The organism is Spiroplasma culicicola AES-1, from assembly GCF_000565175.1.
In the GTDB taxonomy this organism is placed as follows: domain Bacteria; phylum Bacillota_I; class Bacilli_A; order Mycoplasmatales; family Mycoplasmataceae; genus Spiroplasma_A; species Spiroplasma_A culicicola.
In genome coordinates, this window is the sequence record NZ_CP006681.1 from 801,390 (window position 1) to 820,009 (window position 18,620).

Genomic DNA, 18,620 nt, shown 5'->3' on the forward strand with positions numbered 1-18,620 from the left:
GAAACACTAAAATTGTGTTTCTTTGTTCCTAAAAGATAATTAGTTATTCATCTTTTCTTGAAGACTTTTGCTCAATTCTTTCAATTTTGGCAGCTCTTCTTCTTTCTTTTCAATCATTAATTTTTTGACCCAAGTAGTTAAAATATCTTTTAATTTGACGTCCAATTCAAGCAAGAACCATACCAATAGTTCACATAATAATAATTAAAGCAAAGACACATCCAACTCCATAATATAAAAAAGCAGATATACCCCCAATTCGTGAAGCCAAATTATTGGTAAATGTTCCTGGAATTGCAGCTCATGTATGTTGAGGCAAAATTCCTCCTCCACCCAGGTAGCTTAAAATCCCTGGAATTAGTAAAAAAACGACAGCAATTCCAGAAAAATGAATAAATTTAGATCATTTTAAATATTTTTCTTTGGGAATTTCAATAAATTTATCACTTAATCTTTCTTGGATAAATCAATTAGCAAAGGTAAAGTATAAAACTGGAATTATAGGAATTATAGGAATAAATCCTATAATTGTTGCTGCAAAAATAAAACCTTGAGCTGAATTTGGTTCACTTCTTGATTGGCCTAATAATGAATGAAGACCATTAATTCAATAATAAAACCCAGAGTTTTGATGAGGAACAAATAATGTCATTAGTAGCATTAACATTTGAAAAAGAAATAATGCAATTATAATGAAACACATTCAAAAAATCTTGTATAAACGTCTGTATGGCTTTAATTTAATTAAAAAGACACTAAATTTTTTCATTTTTCCCCCTATTTAAATAACATTATTATTTTAATGTATTTTAAGTCTATAAATTAACTAAATTTGTATAAATAATCTTTTTTGACTATACAATTAAAAGTGATAAAGGACTGATTATATGAATGTATTTAGAGTTACACCAAGAGGTTTTTGCTTAGGTGTTGTAAAATCAATTAAAATGGCAAAAGAAGCTTTAAAACAATATCCTGATAAAAATATTTATATGATTGGTCTACTTGTACACAACAAAATTGTTGTTAAAGAATTAGAAGAACAAGGGATTAAAGTAATTGATGATTGAAAAAAATCGCGCTTAGAAATCATTAAAACAATTCCTAAAGATAGTGTTGTTGTTTTTTCAGCTCATGGAACTAATATGGAAGTTGTTAAAGCAGCAGCAGAACTTGGATTAATTTGTGTTGATACAAAATGTGAATGAGTTTTAGAAACTGAGGTCTTAATCAAAAAATATTTACAAGATGACTATCAAGTAATTTTTATAGGAAAACATCATCACCCTGAAACAATTGCTTTAACAAGTATTGATCAAAATAATGTACATCTTGTTACTAATATTGAAGAGGTTGAATTATTAAATCTTGATAGTGATAAAATCTTTATTACAAATCAAACTACTCTTTCAATTTTAGATACACAAGTAATTTACAATGCGATCAAACAAAAATATCCCCAAAGTTTATATAAAAATGATATTTGTGAAGCCACATTAGTTAGACAACAAGCAGTATTAGATTTAGATCCCAATAAAATAGATTTATTATATGTTGTTGGTGATGAAAGAAGTAATAATACTTTGAAATTAGTTGAATTAAGTGAACAAAAAGGCATTAAAACTTTAAGAATTGATTCTAAAGAGGACATTGATTTAGAAGACTTAAAAAATATTGAAACAGTTGCAGTTACAGCTGGGGCTTCTACTTCAAGTATTGTGCAAAATAATGTGATCAGATATTTAGAAGCTCTTGAAATAGAAAAATAAAAAATACCTTTTAAAAGGTATTTTTTTAAACATATCTAAATGTATTTCTAATATCAAAAGCATAAACATTTACTTCATCATTAAATGTTTTGTAAATTTTATTTTTAATATCATCAATAAAGTGGTTTTCCATGTAATGACCTAAAATGAACATATCAATATTATTTTGGTCTGCATATAATCACTCATTTCATTTAGCATCCCCAGTAATAAATACACAATCTGTCAATTGCATATTTAGCATTGTATCTGCTCCTGAACCTGGTGTTAAATAAAATTTTGAAACAAATTTTTCTAAATCTGAATTTTTAGTTAAAAGTGTGTTTTTTCTTCCAAAAATAAATTTTAGCTTTTCAATTAATTCATTAAGAGTAACTTCTCTTAATAGTTTAATTTTAAATCCTTCATTTAATTCACCAAATTTTTCATGTGATTTAATATTTAATTGACTCTCTAACAATTCAATTAAATTTTGTGATTCACTACTATCATAATTTGTATGAATTGAAAAAATCTGAATTTCATGCTCAAGACATAAATCATAAATTCTTTTCTTAGCAGGATTTAACATTTCTTCTTCTAAAGTTTTAAAAATAAATGGATGACGTGAAATGATAAAATTTGATTTTAATTCAATTGCTTTTTGCACAACTTCAGTTGTAACGTCTAAGCACACAACAATATTTTCAATTTCATCTTGACTTGCAAGATTATAAACTTCTTCTAATTGTAAACCCACTGTATCTCATTCTGCTGCTTTAGATTGCGGAAAAAGATCGTTTAAATAATTCATTAAATTATTTGCTTTAATTTTTGACATTTATCTAGTCTCCTTTTTAAGCATTTTAGAAATTAATTTCTGTTTTTGCTTAAGTAGTTTAACTTTCTTTTCTTTTTTAGGAATTTGTTTAATCAATTCCATAATTTTTTGTTCTTCACTCATTCATTTTTGAACAAATAATTGATTTGTAGTGTCTTTTTTAAGAATTGGACCAAACAATAAATCTTGTTTTGATTTAATTTTTTGGCCTGCAAATTTATTTATTTTAATGATTTCATAAATAATTTCATTATCAATAATAATGCTTTCAGATTCAATGAAATATTTTTTTTGTTTTGCCCATTGTCTAATTGGTTCAACTCCAGTATTTGAAGAAATAATATAACAATCAATATTGTTATTATCCATCTTTAAAATATCTAGAATTGTAGTTGAACCCATTCCTGCAATAATACAAGAATTAATTTTAATATCTTGTTCTTTTGTTCATTCGATTCCATTTGCCAAAATTGTTTCAACTTTATCTTTAACCCCAAAACTTAAAATATTATTTTTAGCTGTTTGTAAGGGTTTTTCATTAATATCTGTTGCATAAATTTTAACTGCTTTTGAATCTTTTGCCAAATATATAGACAGATAAGCATGATCGGTTCCAATATCTGCTACAACTTCACCATATGATACCATACTTGCAATTGCAAATAGTCTTGGTGTTAAAAAACTCATTAAAAGATTAACCTTTAAAGAAATCTCTTAAAACTTTAGCTTTTGGATTTGAAGCTGACGGTTTGAATTTACGAATTGTTTTTGCTTCAATTTGTCTAATTCTTTCACGTGTAACTTTTAATTCTTTTCCAACTTCTTCTAAAGTTTTTGGTGAGTCATATTTTGATAAATGCAATTGAATCATTGGATTTGCATATCTTTGAATTTTTTCAATTGATGTATCATAATGAATATCTAATTTTGAAATAGTATCTCTTAATTCTTGATAAGTATCATCTTCGCAATCTTCTGCAAGACGAACTAAAGTTCTTAATTTTGTAGGTAAAATTCCAAAACGCATTCTAATAACTTTTTCTTCTCTTGGTTGTAAGATTTCTGCAAAAACATCATCAATTACTTCTCTTAATGCTTCTTTTTCTGCATATTCATCTGGAGATGAAATATCTTTATCCTCAACAAAGTCTCCAAAGTGAGTGTCATCTTCATCTCCAAATGGTTTTTCTAAACTAACTGGTTCAATTGATAATTTTTTGATTTCAATAACTTTTTGAGGTGTAATTCCTTTACCAAATTTTTTGGCCACTTCTTTTGAAGTAGGTTCTCTTCCTAATTCTTGAGTTAATTGTCTTTCAATTCTTGCCAATTTGTTAATAGTTTCAACCATATGAACTGGAATACGAATTGTTCTTGCTTGATCTGCAATCGCTCTTGTAATTGCTTGACGAATTCATCATGTTGCATATGTTGAGAATTTAAACCCTTTAGTATAGTCAAATTTATCAACAGCTTTCATTAAACCAATATTTCCCTCTTCGATTAAATCTGCAAAATCTAATCCACGATTTAAATGTTTTCTTGCAACAGAAATTACAAGTTTTAAGTTAGAAGTAATTAATTTATCTCTTCCTTCTTTTGCAATGTCAGGATCTGAATCTTCTAACATTTTTGCATATTCAACTTCTTCATCTTTTGTTAAGATTTTTGATGAACCAATTTGATTAAAGTAAGATTTAATAATGTCTTGGATCTTAGTTTCATTACTAATTCCCCCAACTCTGTATTTAACAGGTCCATTATTTTCATTTGCTTTCTTTAAATCTTTTTGTGCTTTTTTTCTCTTAGCAAATCCTTCTGCTAATTCACTTGCAGATTCACCATCTTCTTCATCATCTGATTCTTCTTCATCGTCATCTGCTGCTAAACTTTCTAAGTCTTCTTCATCTAATAATTCATCTGTAAAAGTAACATTTTTATTTGCTAACTCTTGAAATAGTTCTCCTATTTCATCATCTTCAACATCTCTAAACTTTTTAAAAATAACTTCTTGAATTTCTTCTTGTGAAATTTCATTGTCATTCTTTTCTAAATAGTTAAAAAGATATTCCTTAAATTCTTCCATTGTTTCAAATTTTTTAATATTAATTGCCATGTTTAATTCCTCCACTTGTCTTCCAATTTTTTAATTGACTTCATTAATTCTTCAATTCGAATTAAATAAGTCATTTTTAATTGATGATCAATTGTTTCTTTCATTTTTAATTGATATTCTTCAACTTCTGTTCATAGACTATATATTTCAATTGTTCTAAACATATCTTCAATACGTTCAGCTGCTTTATTTTCTGCTTTTGCTAAAAATAAAATATTGTTTAATTGAAAAATGAGTTCATATAACTTCTTGTCGATTTTTGCTAATTCACTGGCAATGAGTTCAAAATCATTACCACTGTATGAATTTTGTTTATACTTTTCAATAATAAATTTTGCAATAATACGAATATTTTTATTGAAAAATTTATTAATATTATTTTCAATCAATTCAAGATACTCATCACTTTTTAAGAGTTCTAAAATGATTGATGCTTCTGATAAATTCTTTGAAAATTTTGATTTATTAATTGCATTAAAAATATTTTGTGTTTTCAAATCATTATTTACAGTTGGTTTATTTTCTGGTGTACTAACATGATTTTCCACAGGTTCATAATAGCCATCCATATGAAAACCATCATCAACATAATCTGCATCATTTGGAATATACATTTGTTCAACAAAGTCATCCATTGGTTGATGCGCTTCTACTGGTTGATTTAAAGATATTCCTTTATTTTTGACCATAGTCATAATAGTTTCACGATCGATATTTGTAATTTGACTTAATTTGTTAATTGAAATGTCACGCATAATTTGACTTTGCTCATGATTTATTAAATCCACAATTTTATTTACAAATTCTTGAATATTTAGTGAATCATTGAGATTTAAGTCTTTTTTAAAGAACTCAATTGCAAAGTCAATTGGATGTAATGCATTTTCAATCATTTGAGTAATTAAGTTTTTTTCACCAGCCACCACAAGTTCATCGGGATCTTTATTGGTTTGGTTATAAATAATAGTAACATTAATTTTTTTATCCATTAAAAACATTGCTGTTTTTAATGCAGCATTTACTCCTGCTTTATCTCCATCAAGAAATAATTTAAAGTTTTTAGTAACTTTTGACAACAGCTTAACATGAAAATCTGTAAAGCTTGTTCCCATAATTGCAATTGCATTATTAATATTAATTCTTTGCAAACTAATAACATCCATGAAACCTTCAAGAATTAAAACTTCATTTTTAATCCTAATATCTTTTTTAGCATTATAGAAATTATAGGCCAGTTGTGATTTTTTAAAGATTAAGTTTTCAATACTATTTTTATATTTTGGTTCATCTCCTTCAAGAAAAGCTCTTCCAGAGAACCCAATTACATTATTTTCTTCATCACATATTGGAAATATAATACGTTTTTCAAAAAAACACTTATTTGAAACACCTTTTGAATAAATCAAACCAGATGCTGCAATTATTTTTTTATCATATCCCATTTTAATCAAATAATCATATAAACTAACTTCACTAGGACAATATCCAATGTCAAACTTTGACAGTTCATTTTTAACAATTTTTCTTGTATTTAAATAACTTCTTGCTCGTTTTGCATAATTGGAAATCATCATTCCAGTAAAGAAGTTTACAGCTTCTTTATTAATATTGAATAATTTAGCTTCTTCTGATGTAAATTTTGGTTTATCATCAAATTCTTTTAATCCATCAATTTTAATTTTGTATTCTTTTGCAATTAAACTAACTGCTTTAAAGAATGTTACATTGTTAAATTCTTGAACAAATGTGATTACATTTCCCCCAGTTCCACAAACAAAACATTTAAAAATGCGTTTGTCGGGAGAAATATGCATTGATGGGTCTGAATCATCATGGAATGGACAAACAGAAAGATAGTTTCGCCCTTTTTTTTGAATATCAATATATTTTCCAATGACATCAACTATACTGACTTTATTTAATAATCCATCAATTTGTGATTGATTAATTGCCATCCCGATTCACCCCCCATCACTAAGATAATTTATTGCCTAAATAAGTTTTTAATTCAGCAATACTTACTCGTTCTTGTTCCATTGTGTCACGATTTCTAACAGTAACACAATGATCATTTTCAGTATCAAAATCTACAGTAATACAATATGGTGTACCAATTGCATCTTGACGACGATATCTTTTTCCAATGTTTCCTGTTTCATCAAATGTTGCATCAAAATCTTCAAGAATTTCTTCAAATATTTTAAATGCTTCATCTTTTTGTTGTTTTTGAAGTGGCATAACAGCAACAGTGTATGGTGCAAGAGTGTAAGGCAATTTCATTACAATTCTTTCACCATTTTCAAGTTGTTCTTCTTCATAACTTTGACAAAAGATGGCCAACATCATTCTTTCAACTCCAACACTTGGTTCAATTACATGAGCTAAGTATTTTTCATTAGTATTTGGATCTAAATAAGTTAAATCTTGACCACTAACTTTTTGATGTTGACTTAAGTCAAAGTCAGAACGATGAGCGATTCCCCATAATTCACCTGTTCCAAATGGAAATTTATATTCTATATCAACAGTTCTTTTAGCGTAATGTGCCAATTCGTCTTTTTCGTGTTCTCTTAAAACAAAATTATCTTTATCAAATTTAACAACATTTTCTAAGAAATAAACGACTTTATCTAATCAATATTGAAATCAATCTTTTTCATCTTGCGGAGCAAAGAAAAATTCTAACTCCATTTGCTCAAATTCTCTTGTTCTAAAAATAAAGTTACCTGGAGTAATTTCATTTCTAAATGATTTACCAATTTGGCCAATTCCAAATGGTAGTTTTTTTCTTAAAGTTCTTTGACTATTTTTATATTGAACAAAAATCCCTTGAGCAGTTTCAGGACGTAAATAAACAACTGAACCCTCGTCTTCAACAACACCTTGATGAGTTTTAAACATTAAAGCAAATTGTCTAATTTGAGTAAAGTCATTTTTTTGACATTTAGGACAAATAATAGCGTTTTCTTGAATAAATTTTTCAAGTTGCTCATTACTTCATCCCCCAACATTTAGATCTGTAAATTTTTCTTCAATTAATTTATCTGCTCTTCAACGTGACTTACAGCTTTTACAATCAATTAAAGGGTCATTAAAGTTTCCTAAATGTCCACTAGCTTCTCAAACCTTTGGATTTAATATAATTGATGAATCTAATCCAATGTTATATGGATTTCTTTTGACAAAGAAATCTCATCATAATTTTTTAAGTTTATTTTTAACTTCGGCTCCTAAAGGACCATAATCTCATGAGTTAGCTAAACCCCCGTAGATTTCTGAACCTTGAAATACAAAACCTTGGCTTTTTAAATGTGCAATTAGTTTTTCCATTTCTAATTTCATTTTTGTACTCCTAACAAATAAAAACAATTCTATTAAGTGGTCTACACCAATAATAGAATTGATACTAATGAATTTTCTCTTTATATGCTTGTAAAGTCAACCCATTATAAGTGTTATTTATATTTTAACATTTTATTATCATTTAACTTCATTAAAGCTGATTTTTTTAAATAATCGAGGTTAACAATAAAAACTCCTAAATCATTGTTTAAATAATCAATTAAAAAAATATGTAAAGCAATTAAATCATCAAAGTGATAATTAAATTCAAGCATTTTTAAAAACCCTAATTTACTTTGTATGTAAAAAATATCTACAAAACTTTCAGTTTGAATAGTTTCTTCTGGTCACAAACATCGTTTACAAATCAATGTTTTATCACTATATTCAAATCGTACCATTTTTTGATCATTTTTTTTGCATCTAGAACAACGATCAAGACGCATTTTATATTCACTATTTTGAACATAATAAAGTAAAAACATTACATAATTGATAAATGCTTGATGATTATTATTGATATTAATAATAACAGTTTTAAAAGCATTATAAATTAAGTTCTTTTTTTGACCGTATTCTAAAAGTTGAGACAAAACATTAACTAAAACAGACATATAAATATAGTTTTGATAATTTTTTGAAATTTGACCAAAATTATTGATTAAATTGCCTGTTTTTAATTTACTAAATTTAGTCTCACTTCTAGCTTTAAAAATTTCAAATTCACTTAAAGAAAGTGTTTGAACAGAATATTTATTTTTAGATGCTTCTTTATTAACTCCAGGAGCGTAAATATTCAAAAGTCCATATTGTTTTGAAAATACTTGCAATAATTTTGCACTTTCTTCAAAGTCTTCACTTCTAAAAATAATTCCTTCAATTTTTAAAGCTCCCATAATTTCACCTTTTAATAACTATCTTTATCGTATCCTAGTTGTTTGATTAATGAAGCTGATTGTCTTCATTTTTCTTTAGTTTTTACAAATAACTCTAAATAAAATTGTTTTGAAAAAATAGCTTCTAATTTTTTTCTAGTTTCAATTCCAATTTGTTTAATTTTAGTACCTTTATTTCCAATAATGATTCCTTTTTGACTAGATCTTTCACAAACAATTGATGCAATAACACGAATTATATCTTTTTTTTCTTCAAATTTATCAATTAATATTGCAACACTATGAGGAACTTCTTGTTCTGTTTGTAATAAAATTTCTTCACGAATCACTTCACGAATTAAAAAACGTTCAGGTTGGTCTGTATATTGTTCATCTGGATAAAATTTAAACCCAGTTTCAGGTAATTGTTCTTTAATTTTTTCTAATAAAACATCTAAATTTAAGTTATGTGTTGATGAAATTGAAATAACATCTAAAAAATCATGTTCAAGTTGTTTTCATTCTCTGATTTTTTGATCTAATATTTCTGGTTTAACTGCATCACATTTTGTAATAATTAAAAATACAGGAACATCTCTTTCTTTTAATGAATTTAAAATGAAGCGATCATTGTCACCAATATATTCATCACTTGGAGCTAAAAATAAAATTACATCAACTCCTTTAGTTGCTTGTAAAGCAACTTTATTCATGTAGCGATCTAATTCATTTTGAGCTTTGTGAACTCCTGGAGTATCAACAAAAACATATTGACAATCTGGTTTTGTCAAAATTCCATTAATACGGTTTCTTGTAGTTTGGGCTTTGTTTGTCACTATTGCCACTTTTTTTTCTAATAAGGTATTTAATAAAGTTGATTTACCAACATTTGGTCTTCCAATTATGCCAATAAATCCAGATTTAATATTTTCCAATGTCATTTTCTCCCATTATATCGATGTCTCTGCATCTTTTTTGTTTTCATCTCTTTGTTCTAAATATTGTTCAAACTCGTCTTGACTTTCAAACATATTTAAGACAACAGCTTTAATTTCTTCTTTATCTTTTAAGGTTCACGTGTAGCGAATTGAGGCTTTTAAACTGATTGCTCATGGAATCAATAAAACCAAATAAGCATACATATAGAAGTTTGGCCAATATCATGCTTGATTTTGTACTAATACTAAACCATAAACTGTTAGGCCAAATAAAAAGGCATGATTAATTCAATAGAAAAAGAGACTGTATTTGTTGTAAGGCACAATATATGCACCTAAAAAAACAATATAGCCAAATATTAAAATTAAATATTTCATTACAGTAAATTCTGTATTAATAAAAACATCTAAAAGTTCAAAAACACTAGCTGTGATAATTGCAAATCATCCCGCAACAATCATTCCAGTTCTTGCTCTTGTTTCTCCTGGAGTAACTCAAGTTTTAAAAACAAACGCGTTTTCTTTATCTTCAGTTTTGCGATATCTATCAATACGAATTCATTCTCTATTTCAATTATTTACATTTTTAAAAATTGTAATTAAAGGTTTAAATGATCGATACGCAATAAAAATTGCCAAAATTCACAATCATTGTGTTCTTAGCATTTCAAAGAAATAACTTCAATCTTTAAATTTGTGCAAAATTCCAACTCAATCAAGAATAAAAATTAAACTTGCATATAATAGTGCTTCAGAAATAAATAAGAAATTAAAGAAAATCGTATAAATTGTGATTCCTTTACCCATTGTCATATTCAACATAACAATTAAAATTGTTGAAAGTAAAAAAACATGATAAATTTGAATTGCTAAAAAAACATTTAAAATAGTTATTTGATCTGATAGTAAGTAGTATTCATCTGGATTAATAATTGCGTTAGGATTATTTCTTTCAATTCCAACCATAATTCTTGCGTATAAATAAAAGGCAATTCATACTACTTGAAAAGGTATTAAATAAGTGGCAAAACAAAGTGAACGTACTCTTGTTAAAAAGTCTCCTTCTGAAACCATATTAACATGTTGAGATTTTAAAAATCTCTTAGTATACATATCTCCCATTTTTCCGTTAACAAGTTTATCTGTTAAACTGGGTCTTTTTCTTGCCATATTTTTCACCTCTTATCTAATAAAAATATTTATAAATATAAATAGAAATCCAATTCCAAACATTGAAATTGAACATCAAAAGATTATTTTATAATCTTTTCAAACTTTTTCTTTTTTTGCTAAATTGATTTGTCTAATTTCATCATTGACAACACCTTTAATTTTAAAGTATTCCATAAATTTATTTAAAGCAGTAAACAATGATGCAAAAATAAATAAAGTTCAAATTGAAACAATTCCTGAAGTTGATGTCATAGTTTGCATGTCAAATAATCAATGGAATATATCTAAATAGCTTCCCCCACCAATTACTAAAATAATTCCAATCCAAATTCATGTATGAATTCATGATTTTTTACGAATTGTATTATGAATAAATTTCTTTGCATATAATTCATTAAAATATCACAATAAATCACGTGAATTATATTCCATGGCTCCTTTAAAAATTGTTCTTGCATAGTGAACATCTCGATAAAGTCTTTTACGATCAACTCCAGTTAATTTTGACAATTTTAAATCATACTTTAATTTTTCAAATAGCTTGTCACCATCAACTCTAGTATGTAATCTTTGGTCTAAAACTTTTCTTTGAATTCTTGTAAAAAATAGTGGTGAAAAAATGATAATTAGCAAACCAACAGCAGATAATACATCACTAACAATTGTATTTATTTGAATTCACATACTTTTCACCTCTTAATCTTTTTGATTATATAAAAATATCACACAAAAATATAGATAATAAAAAAAGAACATCCACTAATAAAAATTGTAACAACAAAATTAATCGTTATTAACATCTTTTATAACGTGATATTCTTTTCTTTTATTATTAAGTTAATTCAGGATATGTTGCTCAAAAACTTTTAGAATCTTCAATTAAATATTCCTTTAATTTTTTATAAGAATCTAATGTCTGTCAATTACTTTTTAGTTCTTTGGCGCAATCTTGAATTGTATTCATTCTTAATTCAATAATTTTAGTCATTTTCTCAATTAAAGATAAAAACGGTCCAAAATTTTTAAAAACCATAATTGCAATTATAAAATAACCTAAAAAATATGTTGTCATATCTCCTAATGTATTTTCAATTGTATGTTCAAGTGAAAAACTAAGTGTTAAATCAACAACTTCCTCTAAATCCTCAACATTACGTAATTTAGAATTTAAATATTCCAATTGTTCTAATAGAGGTGTTCCACTATTTGGATCAAATAAATAATTATAACTACCAGTTTCATCAAGAATATTATAAATTTTTGCATATTCTTGAGGTTTAATATCCATAATAGTTCCATTTTGCTCATTTGTTTTTAAATATAAAATATAATATTTAATTTCTTCTCATGCTTTACACATTGAAATTATTCTTTTATTAAGTTTACAATCTTTTTGATTATATTGTTCAGTTTCTAAAGCTGTTAAAACTTCTTTTTCATCCAAAAAAATATTTTCTAATTGTAAAATACTTGATATAAATTTACTCCCATATACAGTTCAAAAATTTTTATTTTCATATAACATAACACGCCACCCATTTTCTAAGATTTATATTTCCATATAATCAAAACTTTTTTCAGTTTTACTGATTCATCGCTTTAAATATTCTTTAAAAAGATTTTGTTGACTTCATTCATTAACTTTCAAGTTTGCAATTATTTCAAGCAATTTCACATGTAATTCATAAGTTTCCCCACTATCTTGAATAATTTGTGAAAGAGTTATTGGAGTAATTCCTTTAAACATCAATATTCCTTGTACTATCATAAAAGCAAAAATTTCACTAAAATAACCAAAATATTGATTAAGTGATACATCCAAATAAAAAATTAGCAAATATTCTAAAATTGATTCTTTACTATCATTAGTTAGCACATAATTTCTAGTACTTTGAATCAATTCTAAAAATTTAATACTTTCAGGTGTTTTACCTGAAAAAGAACTCATATAAGTCAAATGAGGATCTAAATAAGAATAAACCTCAATAACTTTTCTTAATTTAAAATCAGAAATATTGCGATCTGATTGTTTATATTCAATCGCTTCATAGACAACTTGTTTAATATAAATTCAAGCTCTTGCCATATTGATTATATCTTCTTCAAAATAATCATATATTTCTTCTGTTTCAAATTCACCTTCTAAAAAACTTTCATATAGCTCTTGTGACGACACATTCATTCCCAAAGATTTCGAATATGTTTGAATTATTCGCGATCCTGTTTCATATCAAAGACTACTATCATCAATTACTGAATTTTGCTTTTCCATGAAATTCCCCATTCATCTAAATTTTACTTATTTGTTAAATTATTGTTTGTAAATCCATTTGGTAAGAAATACCCCACTGTATACTCACCAATAAACTCATGCTTATTAAAAATAAGCATTTTTTGTTCTGGATATAATAATTCAATTAATGTTTGTCTGCATGTACCACATGGAGAACCAAATCCCTCTGAATCTGTATACAAAGCAACAACATCAACATCATCTTTGTTATATCCTTGAGTAATCATTTGTGGTAAAGCAGCACGCTCCGCACAAATACCAGGATTATAGGCTGCATTTTCGACATTTACGCCCTTAATTTGTTTACCATTTTTTAAATAAATAATACATGAGACATTAAAATTTGAATATGGTGTGTATGCGTTTTCTTTTAAAATTTTTAATTCTTCATAAATTTTATTTAAATCCATAATAATTCTCCTCTAATTCCCCAATAATTGTTGAATTTTGTCTATAAAATTATCTAAATAAATAAGAAATCCTACAGCAACAGAAATAATAGCATTTAAAATACTTGCAGCTGCACAAATATCTTTAATTTTTTTAGCTTGAATATTATATTCAAAACTCAATAAATCAACGAAATTTTCAATTGAAGTATTTACAAATTCAAAACCAATTAAAATTCCAATTGTTAACATAACAATAGATCATTCAATTAAACTAATGTTTAATCAAATACCCATCCCAATACAAAAAACAATAGCAACTAAATAAACAATTAAAGTTGATTCTTCTTTGAAAGCAGTTACAATTCCACTTGCAGCATTTCCAAATTTATTTTTAACTCTAGTACCAACTTTAGTTTTTTTGTTTCTCTTTTCTGCCATAAACTTGTCTCCTAATTCTATTATACTATTTTATAAACAACATTTTGCTTATTTAATATATTATCTGTTAAACCAAACATAATTTGGGCATCATTTTCATTAGTTTCATGATCATATCCTAAAATATGCAATAAACCATGGACAAATAATCAACACATTTCTTCATATATTGTGTGTTGATATAACTTTGCTTTTTTTAAAGCTTCATCATAGGTAATAAAGATATCTCCAATTTCTTTAAAATCTAATTGTGCATAAATTCCTAATGGATCATCAATTGGAAATGAAAGAACATCTCCAACATAATCTTTATTACGATATTGCTTATTAATAGCAATTGATTCTTCAGGGTCAATAAAAGTAATTGACATACTTAAATTTTGTTCAATATTTAAAACTTCTTTTGTATGATTTAATAACTCACTAAAAGTTTTTTCATATTGCTTTAAGTTTTCATTGCTATCATTGTAAAAAAAATTTAATTCATCCATAATTTCACCAGTAATATTATACAACTAATATAAACTATTTAATAAATAGTTTAACAGTGATATTGATTGACCATAAACAATAACTTGAGGATTTGGATAAACAATATCATTAATGTTTATTATTTTGATTTCAATTAATCCATTTGTATAAGTTAGAATTTGATTGGTTAAATTCACAAACCCACTTTTATATTCAAGTTTTAAAGACAAAATTTGATCAATTGCAATATTTTTATCAGTAATTAGATAAACAACATAATTAATTTCACCAATTTCTGAAATTTTTTTATCAATAAAAATTGAACAATTATAGACAACTTGTTTTTTATAGGAAATTAGTATTATTAATACAATAAAAATTACAAAAAAACCAATTACTAAATATCTATAACATTTTTTCATTTTTATAATTCAATCCTTTCTTGAAAATATTGTTGATAGCCCAAGTTGTGATCAACAAGGATGATTAAAGAATTTACTTTATAACTAATAAACATTTGCATTAAAATATGTGCTGTATTTCAATCAACATTGCTTAAAGGTTCATCTAAAAAATAAGTATCTTTATTTGTAAAAAATAGTGCTATAAAATTAATAATTTGGCGCTGTCCTTTACTTAAATTTATACCGTTATCCATAATTTGTTTTTCTAATGCAATATTATGATTTGTCAAAATTTCTAAAAATTTAAATTGATTAAATAAATCTAAATCAATATCATTTTGAAACATTTGAATATTTTGTCATACTGTTCCATTAAATAAAAAATCATATTGGCCTAAATATTGAATTTTCTTTAAATAATCTTTGTTATTGATCTCTTTTAAATCAGATTCATTAATAAAAATTTGACCTTCATATTTACAAGTCAAGCCACTCATTAACTTTAATAATGTAGTTTTGCCCACTCCACTTTTGCCTGTTATGAAAGTATTCTTTTGTAAATTTAATTCTAAATTATTTAAAATAACTTTATCATTTTGATAAACAAATAATTTTTTGATTCTAACTGATTTAATAGTTTGTTTAAAATCTTGCTTAAATTGTTCTTGATTATTTTTAAATATAAATTTAATTTGTTTAAATGAAATATATATCTCATGTCGATTTAAAATAAAAGTTAAAATAGAAGTTGTAAAATTAGAAATATAATTTGAAATAGAAATATAAAATAATAATTGACCAAATTCTAGTTGTTTATTAAAAATTAAAGTTGCAGATGTATAAAAAATAATTACATAAAAAAGGCGACTTAAGATTTTTAGTAAAACATCAGCGTGTTCTTTAATCATCATCACTTGAATATCATTATTATTTAATTTATTAAATGATTGGAAAATATTTTTTTGAATATAGTGAGTTAAGTTTTTACTTTTAATTTCCTGGTGCCCTTCTAATAATTGACGAATATTACTAGTAAACTCTATAACATGATTTTCATTTTCAAATATTCTTTCTTTAATAAAATATTGAAATATATAAGAAACAAAAAATGAGATACAAGTTTCAATTAATAATAAAAATAATAAATGAAGAGCCATAAAACTAACTGTAATAATTGAAACAAAAAATAAAATAAATTTTGTAGGGATAGATAAAAAAATATCACAAACATAATTTGCTATTGTATTTAAATGTTTACTTTTATTCATTCACTCTTCTTTAGAAGTACTTAGAAATTTATCATTATCAATTTTTATTAATTGTTCAATATACATGTTAAATAATTTAGCCTTTAAATTTCGCGAAATTAAATTAATAACTCTATTAATAATAAAAGATAAAAATATTTGTAATAAAAAAATAATTAGATAACTTAAAAAAACATAATTAAGATTTTTTTGGTCATTAATTTGAATTGCAGAAGAATAACTTTTCAAAAATCCTGAAGAAATAATAATTGAAACATTGGCAAATATTGATAACATAAAAAATAAACTTATTAAATTTAAATTATCAAACATTAATTTAAAACTATTTAATGTTGAATTTTTTGTAAATACATGTTTTTTATTTTTTTTCGCTCATCCAAAATAACCTGTATAAATATTTTGAAATTCATTTAAAGTTATTCAACAAAGATCATTTTTATTTGGATCTGCAATTAACAATTTATTTTTAATTTTTTTATAAATCACTAAATAATGACTCATTTTAAATTCACTTTCAACATTAACAATTAAAGGAAAATTTAATTCTAAATGAATAAATTCACTAAATTCTGCCATGTATGATTTAAATTCAATTGAATATTTTTCCAATAAATTTTCAATATCATATATTGTCATTTCTCCATCATTAATGGCATTTTCAAATTTAATTTCTTCTAATAAAAAGTTTTTATTATGTAAAAAATTAATAACCATACAACTAACAGCTAAACCACAATCTTGTTTATTTTTTTGTTTTGTAAATTTGTATTCCATTTATCATCCCTCAATATAGTTATCGTTAAATAAAATAACATTTTGTACAAAAAGTTTAAAAAAGTGAAAGCCTAAGCTTTCACTTTTTTAATATATTCAAGCAAAACATCAACATAATTCATTGAATTTTTTAATTCAATCTTTTGTTCAATTTCTTTTGCTAATGCTCTAAATTCTTTAAATTCTGTTTCATATTTTTCTAATTTTAATCAAGTTTTATATTTATCTTCAATGTATTTTTCAAATTCTCCATTTGCCATTTTATAAATTATTGTTTTAAATGCCTGAGAATGATTTACCTTATTTTGGGCTAAATATTGATCTAAAACAAAATTTTCAATAATATCACCACTAATATGAGGACATTTATTTTGAATAATTATTTTTAATGAAATAATTATAATTTTAATATTGGCAATCGAAGAACGTGAACCCACTTTTTTTAATTTTAAATTAAATTCAGGTTCAGATTTAATATTTGTTTCTTCATCTAAAAATAATTTGCCTTTCAATTTAAACATTCTTCGAAAATTGCCTTTATGATCAAGAACAAATGGCATAAATGACATTGTAAAATGCTGCTCAATTGCAACTTCTATTGAAGATTTATCTTGATAACTTGAGACACTATAATTTTTAAAATATTCTTTAATTGTTTTTTCAAATCATTTAAAAATAAACATGTTATGTTCTACATCATCGGGTTTTGAAACTTTTTTTAATAAAATTCAAATATCAATATTTGTTGTAAAGTCACTATCTAAGTCGTGGGCAAATGAACCCCTAATTAAATATGGTTTGTTATTATCTCAATTTAAAAAAAATCTTGATTTTTCTTTTACAAATTTATCCAAAATACTAATTGTTTCATCAAATCTTTTGTTTCTTTTATTTTCATTGCTATTTATTAATTGTTTCAATGCTTTTAAATCTTGCATTTTTTCACCCCTATTTTCTTTCAACTCTCTAATTTAATTTTACTATAAATAAAAAAAGTTAATTAGAATTTGATAGCAAATCTAATAAAACTAATTTGCTCAAATTTTAAATTAACTTTTTTTGGTTTTCCTTTGATAAAAAATGAAAAGTTGAATTCTTGACTCTTATTGTCAAATGAATTTAAAGTTGCGTTAAATTCAGTAACTCCTTCAAAAGCAATTGTACTATTAATAAAAAAATATTGACCCACATTGTTGATTAACATTTCTTGAGTTTTAACTTGTCTTTCTGCACCAGCACTTGCAACTTCTAAAATATATGGTTCCTTAATTGCAGTGTCTTTATCTAATAGTTGTGAAATAGCTTCATTTGCACTAATTAATGCATCAAATTCAACATTGCGAATTGAAGTGTCTTTATTTTCAACTAATATTTGTAAAACATTTGATTCGTATTCAAAGTTTCAATTAAGTTCATACAAACTTAATTGATTTGTTTCAAGAATTGTTTGAATATCTTTTAAATAATTATTTTCAATAATTTGTTTTGACATATTTACCTCTTTTGTATTTTTATTTTATATGAAATAAAAATAAAAAATCAACTAA

Annotated in this window: 20 protein-coding genes; 1 reads left to right on the forward strand and 19 read right to left on the reverse strand. The window is 25.0% G+C overall.

Features of this window, described 5'->3' with window-relative positions; all coding sequences use genetic code 4:
- Positions 1-43 precede the first annotated feature (43 nt).
- Positions 44-769 (reverse strand): hypothetical protein, encoded by a 726-nt coding sequence (locus tag SCULI_RS03665; RefSeq protein ID WP_025363294.1) that lies wholly within the window; start codon positions 767-769, stop codon positions 44-46.
- Positions 770-887: 118 nt separating this feature from the next.
- Between SCULI_RS03665 and ispH the strand changes: the two genes are divergently transcribed.
- Positions 888-1,769, forward strand: coding sequence for a 4-hydroxy-3-methylbut-2-enyl diphosphate reductase (gene ispH, locus SCULI_RS03670; protein ID WP_025363295.1), 882 nt, complete (start codon positions 888-890; stop codon positions 1,767-1,769).
- A gap of 25 nt (positions 1,770-1,794) precedes the next feature.
- Here ispH and SCULI_RS03675 read toward each other — a convergent pair whose 3' ends face one another.
- The 18 genes from SCULI_RS03675 to SCULI_RS03760 all read right to left on the reverse strand — a co-directional run bounded on the left by SCULI_RS03675 (position 1,795) and on the right by SCULI_RS03760 (position 18,565).
- Entirely contained in the window at positions 1,795-2,589 is a 795-nt protein-coding gene (locus tag SCULI_RS03675) for a Nif3-like dinuclear metal center hexameric protein (RefSeq protein WP_038648101.1), read from the reverse strand.
- Positions 2,590-3,276, reverse strand: a complete 687-nt coding sequence (locus SCULI_RS03680; RefSeq protein WP_025363297.1) for a tRNA (adenine(22)-N(1))-methyltransferase — start codon at positions 3,274-3,276, stop codon at positions 2,590-2,592. It abuts the gene before it with no gap.
- A gap of 7 nt (positions 3,277-3,283) precedes the next feature.
- A complete protein-coding gene (locus SCULI_RS03685; protein WP_407696081.1) occupies positions 3,284-4,720 on the reverse strand; it encodes a sigma-70 family RNA polymerase sigma factor in 1,437 nt (478 codons plus the stop codon).
- Positions 4,708-6,660 carry a DNA primase gene (dnaG, locus tag SCULI_RS05540; RefSeq protein ID WP_025363299.1) on the reverse strand — a complete coding sequence of 651 codons (1,953 nt, stop codon included), beginning with the start codon at positions 6,658-6,660 and terminating at the stop codon, positions 4,708-4,710. The genes SCULI_RS03685 and dnaG overlap by 13 nt, the downstream gene beginning before the upstream one ends.
- A 19-nt stretch (positions 6,661-6,679) precedes the next feature.
- Complete coding sequence (locus tag SCULI_RS03695) at positions 6,680-8,047, reverse strand: glycine--tRNA ligase (protein WP_025363300.1); 1,368 nt, start codon at positions 8,045-8,047, stop codon at positions 6,680-6,682.
- Between the two features lie 113 nt (positions 8,048-8,160).
- Positions 8,161-8,943, reverse strand: coding sequence for a DNA repair protein RecO (gene recO / locus SCULI_RS03700; RefSeq protein ID WP_025363301.1), 783 nt, complete (start codon positions 8,941-8,943; stop codon positions 8,161-8,163).
- A gap of 11 nt (positions 8,944-8,954) precedes the next feature.
- Positions 8,955-9,857: a GTPase Era gene (gene era / locus SCULI_RS03705; protein ID WP_025363302.1), complete on the reverse strand. Its 903-nt coding sequence runs from the start codon at positions 9,855-9,857 to the stop codon at positions 8,955-8,957.
- Positions 9,858-9,872: 15 nt separating this feature from the next.
- Positions 9,873-11,030, reverse strand: a complete 1,158-nt coding sequence (locus SCULI_RS03710; protein WP_025363303.1) for a hypothetical protein — start codon at positions 11,028-11,030, stop codon at positions 9,873-9,875.
- 12 nt (positions 11,031-11,042) lie between these two features.
- Positions 11,043-11,717, reverse strand: coding sequence for a hypothetical protein (locus SCULI_RS03715; protein ID WP_025363304.1), 675 nt, complete (start codon positions 11,715-11,717; stop codon positions 11,043-11,045).
- Between the two features lie 148 nt (positions 11,718-11,865).
- On the reverse strand, positions 11,866-12,558 hold the full coding sequence (locus SCULI_RS03720) for a hypothetical protein (RefSeq protein WP_025363305.1): 693 nt from the start codon (positions 12,556-12,558) through the stop codon (positions 11,866-11,868).
- 24 nt (positions 12,559-12,582) lie between these two features.
- Positions 12,583-13,305 carry a hypothetical protein gene (locus tag SCULI_RS03725; protein WP_025363306.1) on the reverse strand — a complete coding sequence of 241 codons (723 nt, stop codon included), beginning with the start codon at positions 13,303-13,305 and terminating at the stop codon, positions 12,583-12,585.
- A 23-nt stretch (positions 13,306-13,328) separates the two neighbouring features.
- Positions 13,329-13,736 (reverse strand): cytidine deaminase, encoded by a 408-nt coding sequence (gene cdd, locus SCULI_RS03730; protein WP_025363307.1) that lies wholly within the window; start codon positions 13,734-13,736, stop codon positions 13,329-13,331.
- A 12-nt stretch (positions 13,737-13,748) separates the two neighbouring features.
- Positions 13,749-14,156, reverse strand: a complete 408-nt coding sequence (locus SCULI_RS03735; protein WP_025363308.1) for a diacylglycerol kinase family protein — start codon at positions 14,154-14,156, stop codon at positions 13,749-13,751.
- A gap of 20 nt (positions 14,157-14,176) precedes the next feature.
- Entirely contained in the window at positions 14,177-14,647 is a 471-nt protein-coding gene (ybeY, locus tag SCULI_RS03740) for an rRNA maturation RNase YbeY (protein WP_025363309.1), read from the reverse strand.
- A 24-nt stretch (positions 14,648-14,671) separates the two neighbouring features.
- Complete coding sequence (locus SCULI_RS03745) at positions 14,672-15,049, reverse strand: hypothetical protein (protein WP_025363310.1); 378 nt, start codon at positions 15,047-15,049, stop codon at positions 14,672-14,674.
- Positions 15,050-15,051: 2 nt separating this feature from the next.
- Positions 15,052-17,073, reverse strand: coding sequence for an ATP-binding cassette domain-containing protein (locus SCULI_RS03750; protein WP_025363311.1), 2,022 nt, complete (start codon positions 17,071-17,073; stop codon positions 15,052-15,054).
- Between the two features lie 71 nt (positions 17,074-17,144).
- The gene (locus tag SCULI_RS03755) at positions 17,145-18,011 is read right to left on the reverse strand and encodes a hypothetical protein (protein WP_025363312.1); all 867 of its coding nucleotides are present in this window, start codon (positions 18,009-18,011) and stop codon (positions 17,145-17,147) included.
- A 62-nt stretch (positions 18,012-18,073) separates the two neighbouring features.
- On the reverse strand, positions 18,074-18,565 hold the full coding sequence (locus tag SCULI_RS03760; protein ID WP_025363313.1) for a ribosome assembly cofactor RimP: 492 nt from the start codon (positions 18,563-18,565) through the stop codon (positions 18,074-18,076).
- Positions 18,566-18,620 lie beyond the last annotated feature (55 nt).